Source organism: Bacillus sp. AFS023182, from assembly GCF_002560575.1.
GTDB lineage: Bacteria > Bacillota > Bacilli > Bacillales > Bacillaceae_G > Bacillus_A > Bacillus_A arachidis.
In genome coordinates, this window is record NZ_NTRO01000011.1 from 1 (window position 1) to 18,614 (window position 18,614).

An 18,614-nucleotide genomic window follows, 5' to 3' on the forward strand; every position below is an offset into this window, starting at 1 on the left:
GCATTCCGACAAAAAACTGGTGGAAATCGCCTTGTATTCAATTGTCCCAAAAATAATCGTTTTTGAGACATTGTTTTGTAAACCTTTATGAATGATTCAAAAGGTTTACCTTTTGGAACTTAAACCAAATTAGTAATAAATTTCTCAATATGGATATTGCTACTATTCTTAGATATAATATTCAAAATTAATATTTAATGTAATATTATGAAAAGGTGATGGTCATCACCCAATTTTTTCTCCTTATGCCATAGATAAGACCGAGTTTCTGGTCTTATCTTTTTTATTTATATTGTCACTTTACCTATAAGTTGGCCGCAGTTGGAAGCATAAGTTGGCCAGAAAACACTTATTTTTGTAGGTGATTATCTAATTATTCAACGGAATTGGAAGCATAAATTGGCCGTGAGTTAATTATTAACCCATAAGCTTGCCGTGTGTTTTATTCATGTAGCTTTGGAATAATGTTTGGTCAAATTGATACGAATAACCTTAATAAACGAGCAAGTGGAACTGACACTTCCGTTAGTTAATAGGTCACTGTGCTCTCTTGATATGCTTTCTTTACCCGTTCAATTTGAGCGAGGTGTCCTTGTATATGTTGAAGATCTTTCAAATGAAAATAACCTAAATCTCCGATACATAAATATTTTTTAATAAAGCTGTTCTTTGGCAGGTTTATCCAAATATATATAGAAATGTGAAAAAGTAAATATTAATATGACCAAAGGAGATGAAGAAATTGTTTAAAAAAAGCGGTATCGGAGTATTGTCTACAGCAATTGTATTAAGTGCCAGTATAGGTTTTTCAGGTATTGTATCAGCAGATAGTTCATCTGCAAATGAACAAGTTAGGAATGGAGACTTTGAGGATGGGCTAAATAACTGGATTTTATCTAATCCTAATTCTTCTACCGAGAATATCGGCACTTCTGAACCAGGCAATCATTATCTCAAATTAATACATGCAGACACAGCCTATCAGCTTGTTACTGTAAAGCCGAATACAGAATATACATTAACATTTGATATAGCGGGAAGTATAGTTTCTCCATCAGAAGTAACAGTAGGTAATCTGAATGCCAATCAAGAAATCGTTCCATTAACAAAGAAGCAGTATACAGGATTTAGACCGGAACATCATGAGATGAAGTTTAAAACAGGGGAAGATGTGTCAAACTTTGCTGTCAAACTTGCTTCTACAGCAAATGGGAGGGCTAAGTTTGATAATGTACAATTAAAGGAAAAGGAGAAATCTTATATTTTTAATATTGATTTTGACCACAATTCAAGTTTAGAACCTTTTAAACCATCATATGGCTCTTTAAATTACAATATTGAAGAGCATGCAGGAGTAAATAATTCTAAAGGACTTCATTTTAGTTCAGGAATCGGTCATCTTAAGGGAGACGTAACTTTGAAGCCTAATACTACATACATACTGTCCGCATCTGGAAAAGTATCGGGTCCTGAAAAAACCTTATTTGTAGGAGCACAGTCTCCTGGGGGAAAAGACACACTTTATATGAAGTTTACTTCCACACAGTATGAACAAAAATCGGTTGAATTTACTACTCTAAATACTAATAATCCATATTCATTCTTCTTACAAATTAATGGATATGTAATCGGTGATGCCTATCTTGATGATATCGTACTAGTTGAAAAGTAGCCATAATTAAAAATATATTTCTATCATTGACACATGAAAACAATTCTAGAAATGAGTCGCCATATGCCCATCAACTTAAGGATTTTATAACGCCCCAAACCGAAAAAAATGGGAGTATCTCATTTTTATATATCTAACTCAATTTCTTTGTTCATGCAACAAAATTTGTATTTCTTACCACTGTTACATGGACAATTCTCATAAGTATTTGCTGGCCTTGAGCAATCTTTGATTGCTTTTTTTAAATCCGATATATCTTCATTGAATCCTAGCCCAACTATGTAGTAATGTGGATTTAAAATAAAGTTCGATGATTTATAATAAAGAATGATAATTTGTAAAAAAGTTTGATAAAAAGAACTATTTTGTAGAGTATTTCTATGTTCAACAATCGGGCCAGATTATGGAAGAACTCATCTTTAAATTAAATGGATATTTATGTTGAAATTTATGGGAGAGATTGTGAATAAATGTACTTATCGGTGCAGGATAGTGGAAGAACGTCTGTTGACTCTAATTAGAGATACTTGATAATATAGTGGCATGAAATTGTATATAAAAAAGGATGACTGTCATGAAAAAAGCAGTGAAAATAGCCTCCTAAGATAAAATTAAGTATTTTAGGAGGCGTTGAATTTGAAATTCAATATTATTAATCGTGACAATTGGTATCGAAAAGAATACTTTGAACACTATTTACAACAACAAACAACATTCAGTCTTACGAATGAAATTAATATTACTATTCTTATGAAAAACTTAAAGAAAAAGAATTACAAGTTATATCCTGCGTTTATTTTTATGGTTACAAAAATAGTTAATTCCCACAGAGAATTTAGAACTAGTTGTAACTCGGAAGGTAATTTAGGTTATTGGACAGAGATTTTCCCTTCTTATACAATTTTTGATAAGAAGACGCACACATTTTCTAGCATCTGGTCACCAAATTTAGCTAATTTTTCTGAGTTTCATTCTCAATATGAAAAGGATGTAGAAAAATACAATGGTACAGGTAGTTTATTTCCAAAAATACCTATACCAGATAATAATATTCCGATATCTATGATTCCTTGGAGTTCTTTTACAGCATTTAATTTAAATATTAATAATGGTGGAAATTTTCTCTTACCAATAATAACTGGAGGGAAATATTCACAAGTAAATGATGAATTATTCCTACCTATCTCATTGCAAATTCATCATGCTGTTTGTGATGGTTATCACGCAAGTGTTTTTATGAATGATCTACAAAAACTTGCTGATGAAAGTACGGACTGGATCTAGTTGTTCATTGGGGAAAATATCTATAAGGGGAACTGTTAAATCAGTTCCTTTCTTTATAGAAATACACCAAAGTTTGTGAATAAATGTATTTAAAGTAACGGGGGCTTTTCTTCAATAACGCTCTTCAATAATAGGGCGCTTTAATTGAGCAAGGATCACAAGAATTATCAAACTTTTTTATAAAAGAATGATTCAATTGAAAATAGAAAAAGCGTCTTTCGATCAATCTTTTTTCAAAACACGCTTTTTCTATTTGCCTCTTTTATCAAGGTTTATTAAGTTAATTTAATCAAACTTTATTCCAAAGCAACAAGTAAAAATTGTATGCCTCACAAATCGCAGCCACTTTCTCTGCTCTTGTTTGAGACGAAACCTTTACGGTGATGGGATGTTCTTTCGAACCCAGTGAATACATGTCTGATTCCCTCTTTCCTTTTTCTTTCTATTGTATAAAATTTAAGAAAAAGTGGAGGAATATCTATGGAAAAATTTTCTAGCTCTCAAGTGTTTCGACTACTTGCAGAGGAATTACAATGTAGCTTTTCACCACAAGCATTAACCGAACTTGCCAAACAAACTCAGTTTGTTCAACGTACGAGTAAATTTCGGGCACAAGATCTATCTTCATTATGTATTGGGATGGGACAAGATACTGCGAGTCATTCTCTGGCTCGATTATACGGCATTTTAGAATCAGAAACAGGTGTCCTTATCAGTCCGGAAGGACTGAATCTCAGGCTAAATACAAAAGCAGTGGAATTTTTACGCTCTCTATTCTCACGGTTATTACAAAAACAATTGTTATCCACGATGCCTCTTCCTTCTTCTTTTTCAGCATACTTTCGTCGTATTCGAATTCTAGATGCTACTACATTTCAAGTCTCGAATCAACTTGCAACGTCCTATCCTGGATCCGGAGGAAGCGGAAAGGCTTCTGGTGTGAAAATACAACTAGAATATGATTTGCTGAGTGGACAGTTTTTACATGTTGAAGTGGGACCTGGAAAACAAAATGATGTGAATTATGGAAAAGAAGTTCAACATACTGTTGATTTACAAGACCTATGCATACGAGATTTAGGTTATTTTAGTTTAATTGATTTAGATGCGATACAGAAAAAAGGGGCCTACTTCTTATCTCGACTAAAAATGAATACCAAACTATTTCAAAAAAATGAGCATATCCTTACTTTTAAAAACGGATCCATCAAGAAGAAATCTCAATACACACTAATTGATTTAGAAGCCATTATGAATCGGCTACAGCCAGGTGAATGCTCTGAAATTCCCGTGGTTTACATTGGTCGTGATTATGGACTTCCAGCATGCGCTGTGATTTACAGGCTAACTCCTGAGCAAGAAACACAACGTAGAAAAGATCGTGCATATAAAAAGAAAAAGAAAAGGATAACTTTTAGCGATCGAATTAAAAAATTGCAAGGAATCAATGTGTATGTGACTAATATTCCATCGGAATATGTTTCAAAAGAAGCGATTCATGAGTTCTACTCCCTTCGTTGGCAAATCGAAATCATTTTTAAAACGTGGAAATCGATTTTTCGTATTCATCACAATACAAACATAAAAAAGGAACGGTTAGAGTGTCATATCTATGGAAAATTAATTGCGCTCTTATTATCTTCTACAGTGATGTTCCAGATGCGACAATTACTACTGGTTAAAAAACAAAAAGAACTGAGTGAATGGAAAGCCATGTATATGATTCATGATTACTTTCGAGTACTATATCAACAAATGCAAGTTCAATCGAATCAGTTAGCAAAAAGTTTTCTTCGCTTGTTTCATTTACTTGATAAAAATGGACAGAAGTCACATCGATATCGAAAGAAAACGGTGTTTGATATCTTAGGTATTGCATACGTACAACATCTATCAAAATAAAAATGAAATAGTTTTAAAAAATTTAGCCCGTAAGGGTTATTTAGCATGCCATTTTTTCTATATATCTCTTTTCCTTGAAGTGTTACAAAGAAAATTTTACATATTTCTGTATTATGTTTTTCTTAGCTTGATGGCGATGTTGCCGTACCCCATAAGTGGGTCTGATATAATCCTAAATATAAAAACAGAGAAAAAAGTCCTGGTTTCTATCACCATCCCAAAGACATTGGTATATTGTCATTTCCCTCAAAAAAATGCCTTTATTTATGGTACAGTTTCCATCTATAAATGCTAAACTACATCCTCAACAATACGGTGTAAGCGTAATTTAATTGGAATAATACCCTTTACCAAACTTCTAAATGAAATGTATGGCTGAGTAGTTGCTATTATTTTATTAATAACTTGAAATATATGTTTCTATGAAAAAAGCTGTTGAAAGGAATCTCCTTCAACAGCTTCTCCATTATTAACGATATAAACGAACTGCACCCGCAGAATTATCATCTGCTTGTCCAACGACTTCGAATTTTAATCCAAGTTTCGGTACTTTACGCCCTGCATCTGGGATTAAGTTGTTCATATAAGATTTCGAATCATCAAACTTCGTTACACCTGGTAATCCGTTATACTCAAATGTTCCGCGCGATGGAGATACAACTTTCCACGCTGGTGTTTGGTTAAAGGAGAACGCAGCATCTGCAATTTGATATCGTGTACTATTTTTAACAGTTGGTTTACCGTTTAACGTTCCAACAATTGCCTCTGGGTGAGAGTCAACAACTCCTAAGAAACCTTCGCCCGGATGAATACCAACCCAGTTATCTGTAAAGCTAGAGTCTGCATACCATACAACAAGACCCGTATTGTACGCTACACCGCTGCTATATTTTAACGCTTCATCAGCACCAGCATAGTTTCTCCACTCTAAATAGTAGTTATGTTTCTTCTTATAAAAGCCGTCTGATACAACGAAACCGTTTAATTTAAATTGTGATTCACCTTCTGCATCATCAGAGAACACAACTTTTCCATCGACAGTTAATGTTGCATTATCAAGAGTAAAACCACTTGGTGCCGTAGCACCATCTGTAATGTATTCGAATACTAATTTTACTTTTTGACCTTTAAATTTGCTTAAGTCATATGATTTATCTATCCATTTTCCTTCTGTTGTGTCTAGACCATTTTTAACATTCTTTTCACCAATTCGATCCACTAACGTTTTCGTACCATCTTCTGTCACTGCATGTACTTCAAGGAAGTCCCAACCAGTTTCAATTTCATACAATGATTTGTAATCAAACTTCGCATTTGTTGCATTTGTTAAATCAAACACTGGCGTTTCTAGTGTCGTATGAAGATCATCGCCTTTTGTACTAAAGTAATATTTCTTACCAAATGCAGGCTCAATACCTTTTACATCTTTATCTGGTAAGTTAACACGAATCAGACCAGGACGAGCTGATTTCGTTACACTTTGATCTAAGTATGTCGCAAAACCGATACCGCGATTTAATTTATCATAGTCAGTCTCTACAATATTCGCCCAGTTTCCGCCAATGTTCTTTTGAAAGAACTCTTTGTTTTGCGGAGAGAAACTTGGTGGCGTTGAACCTGCAATTTTACCTGCCCAGCTGCCGCCGCTCATAACAGACCAAGAGTTAATCGGCTCACCTGATCCAGAGTATTGCGTATCATACTCATCTGGAAGACCTAAATCATGACCAAACTCATGTGCGAATACACCAACTGCTCCGTCTTCTGGCTCAATTGTGTAATCGTATGCTGCCATTTTACCGCCCCAGTTATCCACTTTTGCTTTTGTTCCTTCAATTGGATATGGCTTTCCAAGATTCCAGCGGTGTGACCAAATTGCGTCATCACCTAATCTACCGCCGCCTCCATCTTGACCAACTCCAGCATGAATGACCATTAAGTGATCAACCAGTCCATCTGGTTCATTTTTATTTCCGTCTCCATCAAAGTCATATTGATCATACTGGTCAAATTCATATAAATCCATACCGCTTGCTACAGCTGCATCTAATGACTCTTTTACAAGATCACGAGGTCCTTTTGGTCCTTTATTATCATGACCACCATCGCCAGCATCTGCACCATAATCCGCTGCTTTACCTGGAACTGTTAACCACTTTGTTACTGTTCCATCAACTGTATAGCTACCGCCTGATTGCTCTTCATAATATTGCTTAAATGTCGAGATTTTCGAACCATCAAATAACGTAAACGGCTTATCACCAAACAACATGTTTTGATAATGTTCTGGCGTAAAATCGTTTGAATACATATAACCTGGTACTTGATCAATATTGTTATGCTTAAAATCAGCATATTCTACTAGCAATACAAGTACTTTATCTTTGCGAACATCACCATTATATTGTTTTTGCTTCGCTGAAGAAGTTGGTACTTTTCCGTTTAATCCACCTTTAACCTGCTCTTGCCCAGCTACCGGACTACCAATAGGTTGATCAGCTTTTTCTTTCATATCTGCTTTTGCATCTTTCACTTTTTTCAAAAAGTCAGAAGCTTCTCTCGAGACACTGTCCCCCGCTGCTGGTTCTTTTCCAGCATTCTTGCCTTTTTTCTTCTCTACATATTTTTCAACAGCTTTTAATGTGTCTTCTTTCGACGCAGATTTACTAATTACACCACGCTGCTTCAACGCGTCTGCTAGACGATCCTCCGGAATTAAATTTTCATCAATTGGACTTAAAGATTCTACATTAGACGGCGTTGCCGCATAAACAGATTGACTACCAAACCCAAATGTGCAACTAAGCACAGCTGCCGCCGCAAGCGTAGACAGCACTTTAAAAGGCTTTTTCTTCATCCTTATTCCTCCCCAACCTTAAATATATAGTAATATTTTGATAATAAAGAAAATTCTATCGATTTGCAAGATATTGTCTTTATTTGTAATATTTTTGAAAATATCCTTTGTTTTAGATTGGCATATATTCTGATCAATAGATGTTTTTGGAATATATTAGGGGTACAGCAGCGATCACTACTTTTGGGGGTCACTCATTATTTTAGTTAACAGAGTTAAAGTTCCGTTAACTTTTGGTGATGAATGTAACAAGATTAGTTTACAGAACACTTGTAAATATTGTTGGGAAATTAAGTTCTTATACACGTCAAAATATAGTAGCAAAAGCTTTAAGAGAGATAGGAAGAATCGAAAAAACTATCTTTATCTTAGATTATCTTTCAAATAAACCTATGCGCCGGCAAATTCAACGAGGATTAAATAAATTTATACTTTTTAGAAGACAAGACAATGCTTACAACGATTCCAGCCATGTTGAACATCAGAACCCTTTTTTTCAGCTATTTGCACGTGAACCAAAAATAATACAACTATATATCACAATTAGAAATAAAATTACTAAACTTATTGAGAAATATTTCATAAGAGACTCCTTTTTGATATGATGTGCAAAATGTATTGTCATAAATTAAGTCAAGAAATAACTACAATAAAAGAGTTATTTTCCTAATATTCTTACATTTAAAACCCTGCTATTATTAATTTTACTTATTAAAGCTACTAACTAATCAATTCCTTTGCGACCTCTTTCGATCTGAACGCTTTTTTGTATTGTTTAAATTCTTGTTTATCAACTCGAAATTTTTCACCAGTATCCATGTTTTTTACTAGATATGTTTTAGCAGTATATTCCTTTATTAAAAAATAAAAGAAATATATCCAGAAAGTTAATGTGAAAGTCGAGAAAGCTAAGAATAATCCTGGAATAAACATTATAATCTCCAAGCTTGAATTTACTCGTTTTAAAACATTTTTTTGTCCTGTTGCTACTTCACCTTGCTGTGGTCGTTGCATGCGTTTTAAAGATGCAACCGTATCATAGCTCATAAAAAACCTCCTTCAAGTGACAAGCTATTTAGAGCTTTGATTTGTCTTTAGGAATGAGGTGGCAAGATACTTAATTGATATTTATTTTTCTTGCTTTTTCTCTTTTATTTTAATTTTTGCTGCTTTGTAGAATGCTAATTTTCCTTCATTATACTCTTTAGTATATTGATTGAACTTTTCTTTTTCTTTTAGTGTTTCTTCATTCAATATATTGATAGCTTTAACTTTCTCACTAATCTCTTTTAGTTTTGTTTCTTTGTCTTTTAACTTTTCATAAAGTTCTTTTTCGAGTATTAGTGATTTTTTGTAACTTTCATTCATTTTCCGAAAAGCTTCATAACGATTTGTATAAACTTCTGCTACCTTTTTTGCTTGTTTTTGTAATTTTTTATCCTCGATTTTATTTATATAACTATGAACTGATTTTACTTCTTTTTGCGCTTTTTCTAGTACATCTTGTTCAGTTTTTAACAATTTTTCACGTTCATTTACATTTATAACAGCCTGTTCTATTTGTTGTATCACTGCTTTGTTTTGTTCTTTTCCTTCTTGTATAATTTGATTGTACAATTCTTGCGCTTTTGTTTCTAACTGCTCAAATATTTTCACATTATCAAATAATGTTTTTTCTTGATTTGCTGCATTTTCAAAAGCAACATATAATTCTTCTTCTGGTTTTGCACCCAAACATCCTACTAGCAACGCAATTAATAAGATTGCTATAAATGCCACTTTTCTATAAATCAATGTCATTTCCTCCTATGATGTTATATACGTTCATTTATCTTATAAAAAATGTACCAATCCTTTCTCTACCGACGATACATATCGTACTTCAATGTACCTCAACTATTTTCTTCAAAATATCAAATTCAATTCCTTTATCGGCTACATTGATTATTGTTTACCATACCTCTTGTATTAAATTAATAATACGTCTTCCTTTTGTATATAATTCGGTGAGGATTTGTACAATATTTTCATGAATATTGAGGCAATTCATCATAGAGGCGTTGTTACTGTTCCAACAATGTTTGATTGATGCATAAAAATCGTGTATTTCTAAAGACTAAATTATCTCTTAGCAGTATGGAAACTACATGAAAGTATAGATATACACTTGTAAAATATACAAATCATACTTTCAAGGTATCCAGTAGAAAAGACGTTTTCTTTTTGGTATAATCCTCAATCTTCTATAATAGATATGGTAACGATTCCATATTTGTTTGTATTGACTATCAAATGGATTGAAATTTTCTATACATACAAGAATTTGATAATAATTACACTACCTTATCTACTTAAGAAGATACGATAGTGTAATTTCTCCCCCAGTAACTGCTTGAATCAAGTGATTGGAGGAGAAACAAGCAGGGGCTGTATTCCACAATACCAGTGCTTTATTTAATTCTACTTATATTAGAACCTTCGTACATTTAACTATCTCATGTTCGTAACCTTCCGCATAGGCAGCAACCATGATTGTTGTTTCTTTATATGTTCTTTAGGTAATAAATGATTGTACTAAACGTTGTCTATTAAAACTGCTACCCATGTCCTACGATAACAGTCCATTATGAAGGAATCTATTGAAAGGAAACTTAATTACATATAATCCCCTTTTCGAGAGCCTCTTCTAAAGACACACTAGTGTATCCAAGTTCTTTTGCAATTACTTCACATGTGATTTCACCGTTGAGCATGTTTACGCCAAGTTTTAACGCATCGTTTTCAAAAATAGCTTTTTGCACGCCCTTGTTGGCAATTTGCAATGCATATGGAGTTGTTACATTCGTTAAAGCAATAGTAGATGTTCTCGGAACAGCACCTGGCATGTTTGCAACGGAGTAGTGCAGAACTCCATACTTTTCAAATGTCGGATTATCATGAGTAGTTACATGGTCACACGTTTCCACAGCGCCTCCTTGGTCAATCGCTACATCCACGATTACAGATCCAGGCTTCATTGTTTTTACCATTTCTTCCGTAACAAGCTTAGGGGCTTTGGCGCCAGGAATTAATACTGCACTAATCAAAAGATCTGCTTGTTTTACCGTTTCCGCGATATTGAACGGATTGGACATCAATGTTTTGATTTGAGTACCGAAAATATCATCCAGTTGGCGTAAGCGATCAGCGTTTAAGTCAATAATCGTAACATCGGCACCAAGACCAATCGCCATTTTCGCAGCATTTGTTCCTACAACACCACCGCCGATAATGGCAATTTTACCTCGGCTTACACCAGGAACCCCTGCAAGGAGAATGCCTTGGCCACCATTCGACTTCTGTAGGAATTGGGCCCCGATTTGCACAGCCATACGTCCAGCTACCTCACTCATTGGTGTAAGGAGAGGAAGTGTATGGTTCACTTCTACTGTTTCGTAGGCAATTGCGGTTACGCTTTTATCTTTAAGAGCTTGAGCTAAAGCGGGTTCAGCAGCCAAATGTAAGTATGTAAACAAAATTAGGCCCGGGCGGAAGTGCATATACTCGCTGGCAAGAGGTTCTTTTACCTTCATAATCATTTCTGATCGGTTCCATACTTCAGCAGCACTTTCAATAATTTCGGCACCAGCATGTACATAGTCTGCATTTCTAAATCCACTACCAACACCTGCATTTGTTTCAACCAATACCTTATGGCCAGCTGTCACAAATGGAATAACTCCTGCAGGCGTAAGTGCGACACGATTTTCATTATTTTTTATTTCCTTTGGAACTCCGATAATCATTAGGTTGCCTCCCTTAACTAATCTTTGCGTTATTTTGTTGTAATTCGATTATAGGGGATTACATATGTTTTTTCATCGTTGAGAACAAAGAAAAATACAGCATCCTTTTGTGGAATTCCACAAAAGGATGCTGTTACATAAATTTTTGTAACTTGAGATCCAAATACAAAATCATTTTTTGATTTGGATCTTTTAAATCAATTTCACTGATTTCACAAATACGTTTCAGTCTATAACTCAGTGTATTTGCATGAATGTTCAAAGCTTGGGCCACTTCGCCAACATTGCTATCTTTATTCAAAAAGGTTTCCAATGTTTCAACAAGATCGCTATTATGCTTATGGTCATACTCATATAGCTTTTGCAACGCCTGGTTTTCATACTCTTCATGCTTCCTTTGTTCCAGTAGAATATCGATTAATTGATAAATCCCCATGTCTTGATAACTGTGGATATCAGTTGTGTCAGAAGGGAACTTTTCCTTTATAGCTAAAACCTTTAGTGTTTCTTTGTAAGCTTTACTAATCTTTTGGTAATCACTATAAATACTGCTGAATGCCGGCTTGATAGATTTTATACCAAATCTCTTTTCCATTTTGTATATAAATTTTTCGATGAAAGCGCTGATTTCATGGAAAGGTCGATTTACATTATCCAATGAGGTAAGAAGAATCAACTGGTTACGATCAATTGTAGAAAGTAAAACTTTCAAATGTTGACTTGTTTTTAACAAATAAGAAATTTGTTTTTCTTTTTCACTTGTAATTTCTTGGTCAAAATGGAATACGGCAACGGTAAATAAGGAAGCGGGAGAAATATGAAGCAAGTGAAAATTTTCAATGATTTCTTCGTTTACCTGCATATGATTGGTAAGCAACTTCCACAAAAACTCTTGCGATCGTTCATTTTTTTTGTTTTTGTGGATTTGAAGCTGTAATAACTTGCTTTTCACGGATTCCGCAGCTTTTCTCAGCAATGCGTAATCTTGCTCACTGAAAGTTTTCTCGATTTCCAAAGCCCAAATGAATCCTAAGACGTCCTCTTTGTTCCAAATAGAAATCGCAACCCTGTCACCGAGACCAATATCATCTATCTTTTTTACACAAATAGGTTCAGGATTTTTTAGAAGAGCGGGAATAATGCCCTCTTTCCACAAGTTATTGATTATTTTTTCAGGTACGCGGCGCCCCATAATAGTCGCAATTCTGGCGGAGTCTGTTCTTTCATCATGGGTACTATATGCGAGAAGGCGGTGATTCACATCTTCAATCGTAATTGGGCATTGCAGAATCTCACTGATTACATCAGCAAACTCTTCTAAACTATCGAAGCTTACTCTAAAAAGATCGTTTTTCATAAATGGCAAAATTCATCCTTCCTATTTAAAATATATTTTCGTATTTACTCTAGATGAAAATATATTTTGTGTAAATTAACAAAATAATACCATAATACCTTCTATTCTATGAAATAAATAGATTTTCACAAAAGCTAAAGCTTTATTTTTTATAAGAAAAAATTTTATAATGATAAAAAAGAAAGGAGAATCTCTATGCAATTGCTACGTTCATTTCTCATTCTAACTCTTGTTGTATTATTAAGCGCATGCAATACAGCAACAAACGTCACAAGGGTGCAAGAAAACGGCGAAACGACTTTAAAAATTGGGTCCCTGCAAGGGTATCATGATGTGCAAACAATTAAAATTGAAAAAGGGAATGTGGAAATTCCTTTTGAGGCGGCCGTTGAAGAAGGTACGATTTTATTGCAAGTCACAAAAGACGACAAGGTCATTTATGAAGAAGAAGTCACTTCCCAAAAAGAAGGTTTACTTTCTTTTGAAGCACCAAAATCCGGATCATATGATTTAATTGTACGTGTGAAGGGTAAAGAAGAAAAAGCAAAAGGAATTCAAATACATACGAAGCTATGAAAAATCGGCAAGCGGAGTGTAACCGCTTGCCGTTTCAATTTAAATACCAACGTTTTTGAGATCGGTACTATCTCTTAGAGTGATAAAATCAACGTTTTTTCCGTTTTATAGATACAATCTCATTTATTTTTCTTGGTGTTCCGCATCCCATTCACTTAAATAGGATGCATATTCCAATTCATCTGGATTATCATGTAACATAGAAATAAACTCTAATTTATTTCCATCACAATCCAGAAAGTATACACTTGCAGCTGGCATCCATCTTTGGACAATTGGCTCTTGATTTCCTTTTCCTTGGCTTCCCACCACTTCTATTCCACGATTCTCTAACCACAATTTAGAAGTCTTTAGAAATTCTAAATCTACACCAAAAGCAAAGTGTTTCATCTCAAAATCTTCAATATTATGTACTTCCCATAGTCCAATCATTTGCTTTTTACTCTCTCCTACCCAAAAGAAAGCCACTTTTCTTTTGGATATTTTTCTTGCTAATGCTAACCCTAACTTATTTTGATAGAAATCTATCGCCTTTTCTAAATCTCTTACATGTAAATGAGTTTCGTATATGTTCTGTATCATTCTGCTTATTCCTTTCTTTATTGGTAACTACGGGTTGAGTAGTTACTGTAATTCTAAATCTGAAGTATGTATAATCATTGTAATGTATCTCCATATCCAATATACCTATTTACTATTATATCGAAGTTGAAATATGATAAATCCAACTGAGGTAGCAAATTCAAATAAAAATCCTACTACTTTTGTAGGAGAAATCTCCATTAAATTCAGATGATATAGTTTTATAATAAAGTCACGATGTTTCTAAAAAAGACGCGAAGTTTTGAAGAAAGTTGCGACGTTTTTAAAAATGATGCGATGAAATAACTTATCTAAGTGGAGAAGGGATTTCACCTTTTTTATTAAACGAATGAAGCAGGATAATTTTAGAATGTTGCTTATAATATATTTTGAAGAAAATAGTACAGGAGGTGCTAAAATGGCTAGGTTAAAATTATTAAAGGGTATAGGACATAATACTGTTCATAGCTATTTAAGTTTAATGAATTGTAGAGACAACGGGTTTGTTTTTAAACATTTATATAATATTGCTAAAGAGAAAAATATAGATAGCATAGTTATAGATATTTTAGGAAGAAATATTAAACCTAAAGCTTTTGAAATTCCAGTAATAAAGGAGTCTTTAGATGATTTAGGAAAAGACTTCGAACGTCTTTTAAAAAATGCAAATATTCCCTGAGACAATGTTTTTTCTGCAACAGCAAGCATCATTTTTAATCTTGAAAACTCACACATTGGTATTTCTGGTGCTGAGCTAGAAAAATATGATTGTCTTGTAGAAATTATAGATAAAAATGAAAAATCACATAAAATTACCGTTAAAGAATGGTGGCGATAGTTCCATGTTAAATGACAATAAAGTTGTTTCTGTAGTGCTTAAAGAAATAGTCTAAAACATTTTTTTAATGAGACAATAAGGAGCGGTTTATGAAAAAAATTATACTTATTGGTTCGGGCGGTTCAGGGAAATCTACATTAGCAAGACGCTTAGGTGAAAAATTAAAAATAAATGTTTATCATCTTGATGCATTATTTTGGAAACCTAATTGGGTAGGTGTTCCAAAGAATGAACAAAGAAAAGTGCAAAATGATTTAATTAAAGAAGAAGAATGGATTATTGATGGAAATTATGGTGGGACAATGGAAATAAGACTGAACGCAGCTGATACAATAATCTTTCTTGATATACATAAAACAATATGTGTTTATCGTGCTTTCAAAAGAATAGTACATTATCGAAATAGAACAAGACCAGATATGGGCGAAGGATGCGAAGAAAGATTTGACTTAGAATTTTTCAAATGGATATGGGAATATCCAACGACCAAAAGACCTGTAATTTTAAAAAGACTTGATCAATTATCTAGGGATAAAAAAGTTATTATCTTAAAATCACCAAAAGAAGTTCAACAATTTTTAGAACAAGTGCAATAATTATAAACTGAAGGGTGTATTTTTTCATTTCCCTAAGTCTATTAAAAACCAACAAATCCCAACTATCCCTTGTAGAAAATTAGGATTTGTTTTCATGAAAGAATACATCTTCTTTTTTAAAGCACTACACTACATTTAATTTACAATAAAGTCGTTCAAAAAACTCTAGTCATGCTATTCAACAATCGGGCCATTTTATGGAATAACACCTTTAAAATCTGGATATTTGTGTTAAAATTTCTCTGTATTGTTTTCTATCTAAACTGGACAAGAGGGGTATTTGGGATTTATGGGAATAGCTTGTAATTTGAACTGCGGACATTGCTCTTACAATCAAAATGTTTTTTTAGGAATTGGATTTAGTTATATACACTTGAGTTCGATTTTAGAATGGTATGAGGAAGAAGAAGGTCGGCAATACATCAGAGAGTTTACTAATAACAAGGAAACGTCTTTTGAATGCTACGACGGTCTATATGTTTGTCAGAAGTGTTGTTACCTATTAAATAAAGTACATTTACATATGAAGTCAGGAACCCAATCTTACACGAACACTCATACTTGTCCTCGATGTAATACTCAAATGCCGTCAAAGCCTTTAGTCGATATTAATCAAAGTGATGTTCTAGATTGTCCAGATTGTGGGCAAGAAAAGCTAAAGGTGAGTTTTTATATGGATTGGGACTAGGAAGTTGGTTCTTAAAATTTCCTTATTAAATTAAAAGAGGCTTTAGCAAAATGACTGTGGAGTTATTTTACAGTTATCGTGTTTTTCAATATTCTACAATCGGGCGCGATTCTGGAATAACACAGATAGAAACTGATCAAACTTTATTCCAAAGCTACACATAAAATCATATTTAAATAATGAAAAAACGCTATTCTTTTAGTGAGGATAGCGTTTTTTACTCTTGAGGGTAGTTAATATTTTTAAGTTGATGGGCATGGGACGAATCCCCTATTAGTTCCATAAACAAAAGATGTGGCTATGTTACAAGAAATACTCAATCACAGCACACCACTAATTATACTCAAATACATTAGAATTAACAGAAAAGAGAAAGATAATGTACTTGATACATTTCTTATTTGATTCCAAAAAACTACTTTTCTTTTTTCCATGATATTCGAAATTCTCCACCATGTTCTTCCGTTTTAATTTTAACCTTATATGTATCATCTTTAGATACTTTAATATTTTTTTGATCTTTGCCATTATTAAATTCTAATATTGTATTATCATTTGAATCCACCACATAAGCAGTTATAGTTCCTTTCTTTGTTGTTTCATCAAAAGAAAATACCCAATTTTCACCTTTTTTCACTTTCATATCTTGAGCTGCTGAACCAGAGAATTTTTTATACTTACCAGATACACTATCTGAAGAACCATGAACTTTACCACCAACAATAGTTCCCTCTCTTGTAAAACAACCACTAAGAACTACTAGACATAAAACAAATAAAATTGTATTTTTAATGATTTTCAACATAATTACTCCTCTTATTCACAATGAAATTTCTACCATTAAAACTTATAAAAATAACTATTATAAAAAATATATATCCTAATGAATAAAAATTTTAATATTAGAGTTATAGTTTCTAAATCACCTTCTATATTTCTAAAAGCGTCAATTCTATTTGCAAGTTGGCTTTCCAACTCAGTAAACCTTTTTCAATTATATTATAATTTTAATCATTTAGAGCGACTTTCTTACTTTGATTAGTCGTTTTTGCTGTTGCGATATATACACCGATTAATACCAAAATCATTCCCATTACTTGTTTCCAAGTCATAATTGAACCATAAAATAATACAGAAATTAAAGTCGTTACAATCGGAGTAAGGTTTAAATAGATACTTGCTTTACTTGCCCCTATTTGTTCTACACCTTTATTGAATATAATATAACCAACAAGAGTACCGCATACAACCATATAAAACATTTCTAACCAACCTTGGGCTGACATGCTTGGTACAAGGTCCCAACCACCTTCAAATAATGATGTAATCGCTAGGAAGACAGATCCCATTACAGTCATGATTGTTGTAGCGAATAACGGCGATACGTCTTTCATTACAGATTTACCAACTAAGCCGTATATTACACCGCACGCTAAGGCTGCTAGAAATAATAAATCACCTACATTAAATGCTAATGAAAGTAACATATCAAGTGACCCTTTTGTAATAACGATAATAACACCAACTAGAGATAAAACTAAACTTATTCCAACCTTGCTGTTCCATTTTTCATTTAAAAAGATAATGGCACCTAGTGTCACAAAGATTGGCATTGTTGCAATAATTAAAGAACCATTAATGGCAGATGTATACTGTACTCCTAAGAAGAAAAGTGCATTATATCCGAAGATTCCAGTCAACGAAACGAGTAATAACCCTTTCCATCTTTTCTTTAAAGAACCAATATGCCATTCAGATTTTATCGTTGAATAAATCATAAGGATAACTCCAGCTATACCAAATCGAAGAGTAGCTGCTACAAGAGGCGGAATTTCTGTTACTACATGTTCTGCTGTTGAGAATGAACCACCCCAAAACAAAGGAACTAATAACATTAAAAAGTATATTTTGTTTGAATTGTTTTGATTTTGCATCTTTGTACCCCCTATTAGTTGAATGCACAAAAACACGTTCATAAGTTCAAACTTATAAACGCATTAGTTAAAAATTAATATCCTGCTTCAATTGCAGATACTAATCCTTTCATATATTCCAAAAAATTACTAGTTGTCAAAGAATAATAAATTTCTTTCCCGTTTTTGTTTGGCATAACTAGTTCTGCCTGTTTTAAAATTTTTAAATGATGGGATACAGCAGGTCTCGAGATGCTCATTTGTTCAGTTATTTGGTTTACATTTAAGCTGTCATTTTTAAGTAAAATCATGATAATTTGTTGCCTGTTCACATCACCTAATGCTTGAAAAATTGGAGTCGTTAACCTAAATTGTTCCAATATATTTTCTCTGTTTTTGCATTCGTAATTTTCCATAATCCGCATCCTTTTAGTTATTATATTCAAATTAGATTCCATCAGCATAGGTTAAATGGTAGTAAGATTCCTACTGATAGTATCATGACTATGTTTATTTCATAAGTATATCATCTTTCACAACAATAGTTAGTAAATATCATAATTA

At 33.3% G+C, this 18,614-nt stretch carries 16 protein-coding genes and 1 pseudogene; 7 read left to right on the top strand and 10 right to left on the bottom strand.

Annotated features, from left to right (window positions below):
- The first annotated feature begins 742 nt into the window (after nt 1–742).
- A complete protein-coding gene (locus tag CN288_RS06015; protein ID WP_098301956.1) occupies nt 743–1,672 on the top strand; it encodes a choline-binding protein A in 930 nt (309 codons plus the stop codon).
- A gap of 125 nt (nt 1,673–1,797) precedes the next feature.
- On the opposite strand, the gene CN288_RS29995 is transcribed toward CN288_RS06015, so the two are convergent.
- Nucleotides 1,798–2,064, bottom strand: a complete 267-nt coding sequence (locus CN288_RS29995; protein WP_369680619.1) for a YecA family protein — start codon at nt 2,062–2,064, stop codon at nt 1,798–1,800.
- A 244-nt stretch (nt 2,065–2,308) separates the two neighbouring features.
- Here CN288_RS29995 and catA point away from each other — a divergent pair, with 244 nt between their 5' ends.
- On the top strand, nt 2,309–2,956 hold the full coding sequence (gene catA / locus CN288_RS06025) for a type A chloramphenicol O-acetyltransferase (RefSeq protein ID WP_098301957.1): 648 nt from the start codon (nt 2,309–2,311) through the stop codon (nt 2,954–2,956).
- 480 nt (nt 2,957–3,436) lie between these two features.
- Nucleotides 3,437–4,858: an IS4 family transposase gene (locus tag CN288_RS06030; RefSeq protein ID WP_098301958.1), complete on the top strand. Its 1,422-nt coding sequence runs from the start codon at nt 3,437–3,439 to the stop codon at nt 4,856–4,858.
- Nucleotides 4,859–5,327: 469 nt separating this feature from the next.
- On the opposite strand, the gene CN288_RS06035 is transcribed toward CN288_RS06030, so the two are convergent.
- Nucleotides 5,328–7,715, bottom strand: coding sequence for an immune inhibitor A domain-containing protein (locus CN288_RS06035; protein ID WP_098301959.1), 2,388 nt, complete (start codon nt 7,713–7,715; stop codon nt 5,328–5,330).
- A gap of 287 nt (nt 7,716–8,002) precedes the next feature.
- Between CN288_RS06035 and CN288_RS30195 the strand changes: the two are divergent.
- Nucleotides 8,003–8,140: pseudogene (locus tag CN288_RS30195) on the top strand (Tn3 family transposase); the annotation flags it as partial.
- Nucleotides 8,141–8,435: 295 nt separating this feature from the next.
- On the opposite strand, the gene CN288_RS06045 reads toward CN288_RS30195, so the two are convergent.
- From CN288_RS06045 to CN288_RS06060, 4 genes are all read right to left on the bottom strand, one after another.
- Entirely contained in the window at nt 8,436–8,762 is a 327-nt protein-coding gene (locus CN288_RS06045) for a hypothetical protein (RefSeq protein WP_090691966.1), read from the bottom strand.
- A gap of 81 nt (nt 8,763–8,843) precedes the next feature.
- Complete coding sequence (locus tag CN288_RS06050) at nt 8,844–9,509, bottom strand: YkyA family protein (RefSeq protein WP_026591529.1); 666 nt, start codon at nt 9,507–9,509, stop codon at nt 8,844–8,846.
- Between the two features lie 857 nt (nt 9,510–10,366).
- The gene (ald, locus tag CN288_RS06055) at nt 10,367–11,500 is read right to left on the bottom strand and encodes an alanine dehydrogenase (protein ID WP_098301960.1); all 1,134 of its coding nucleotides are present in this window, start codon (nt 11,498–11,500) and stop codon (nt 10,367–10,369) included.
- Nucleotides 11,501–11,633: 133 nt separating this feature from the next.
- The gene (locus CN288_RS06060; RefSeq protein ID WP_098301998.1) at nt 11,634–12,857 is read right to left on the bottom strand and encodes a PucR family transcriptional regulator; all 1,224 of its coding nucleotides are present in this window, start codon (nt 12,855–12,857) and stop codon (nt 11,634–11,636) included.
- A gap of 195 nt (nt 12,858–13,052) precedes the next feature.
- On the opposite strand from CN288_RS06060, the gene CN288_RS06065 reads away from it, so the two are divergent.
- Nucleotides 13,053–13,433 carry a BA_1872 family lipoprotein gene (locus CN288_RS06065; RefSeq protein WP_098301961.1) on the top strand — a complete coding sequence of 127 codons (381 nt, stop codon included), beginning with the start codon at nt 13,053–13,055 and terminating at the stop codon, nt 13,431–13,433.
- 123 nt (nt 13,434–13,556) lie between these two features.
- On the opposite strand, the gene CN288_RS06070 is transcribed toward CN288_RS06065, so the two are convergent.
- Nucleotides 13,557–14,015, bottom strand: a complete 459-nt coding sequence (locus CN288_RS06070) for a VOC family protein (protein WP_098301962.1) — start codon at nt 14,013–14,015, stop codon at nt 13,557–13,559.
- A 349-nt stretch (nt 14,016–14,364) separates the two neighbouring features.
- Between CN288_RS06070 and CN288_RS29460 the strand changes: the two genes are divergently transcribed.
- Together CN288_RS29460 and CN288_RS06080 are read left to right on the top strand one after the other, a co-directional pair.
- Nucleotides 14,365–14,694 (top strand): hypothetical protein, encoded by a 330-nt coding sequence (locus CN288_RS29460; protein ID WP_255259951.1) that lies wholly within the window; start codon nt 14,365–14,367, stop codon nt 14,692–14,694.
- Nucleotides 14,695–14,942: 248 nt separating this feature from the next.
- Nucleotides 14,943–15,449 carry a DNA topology modulation protein gene (locus CN288_RS06080; RefSeq protein ID WP_098301963.1) on the top strand — a complete coding sequence of 169 codons (507 nt, stop codon included), beginning with the start codon at nt 14,943–14,945 and terminating at the stop codon, nt 15,447–15,449.
- 1,103 nt (nt 15,450–16,552) lie between these two features.
- On the opposite strand, the gene CN288_RS06095 is transcribed toward CN288_RS06080, so the two are convergent.
- From CN288_RS06095 to CN288_RS06105, 3 genes are all read right to left on the bottom strand, one after another.
- Complete coding sequence (locus CN288_RS06095; protein WP_098301965.1) at nt 16,553–16,942, bottom strand: hypothetical protein; 390 nt, start codon at nt 16,940–16,942, stop codon at nt 16,553–16,555.
- A 202-nt stretch (nt 16,943–17,144) separates the two neighbouring features.
- Nucleotides 17,145–18,071 (bottom strand): DMT family transporter, encoded by a 927-nt coding sequence (locus CN288_RS06100; RefSeq protein ID WP_098301966.1) that lies wholly within the window; start codon nt 18,069–18,071, stop codon nt 17,145–17,147.
- Between the two features lie 74 nt (nt 18,072–18,145).
- Nucleotides 18,146–18,466: a metalloregulator ArsR/SmtB family transcription factor gene (locus CN288_RS06105; protein WP_098301967.1), complete on the bottom strand. Its 321-nt coding sequence runs from the start codon at nt 18,464–18,466 to the stop codon at nt 18,146–18,148.
- Nucleotides 18,467–18,614 lie beyond the last annotated feature (148 nt).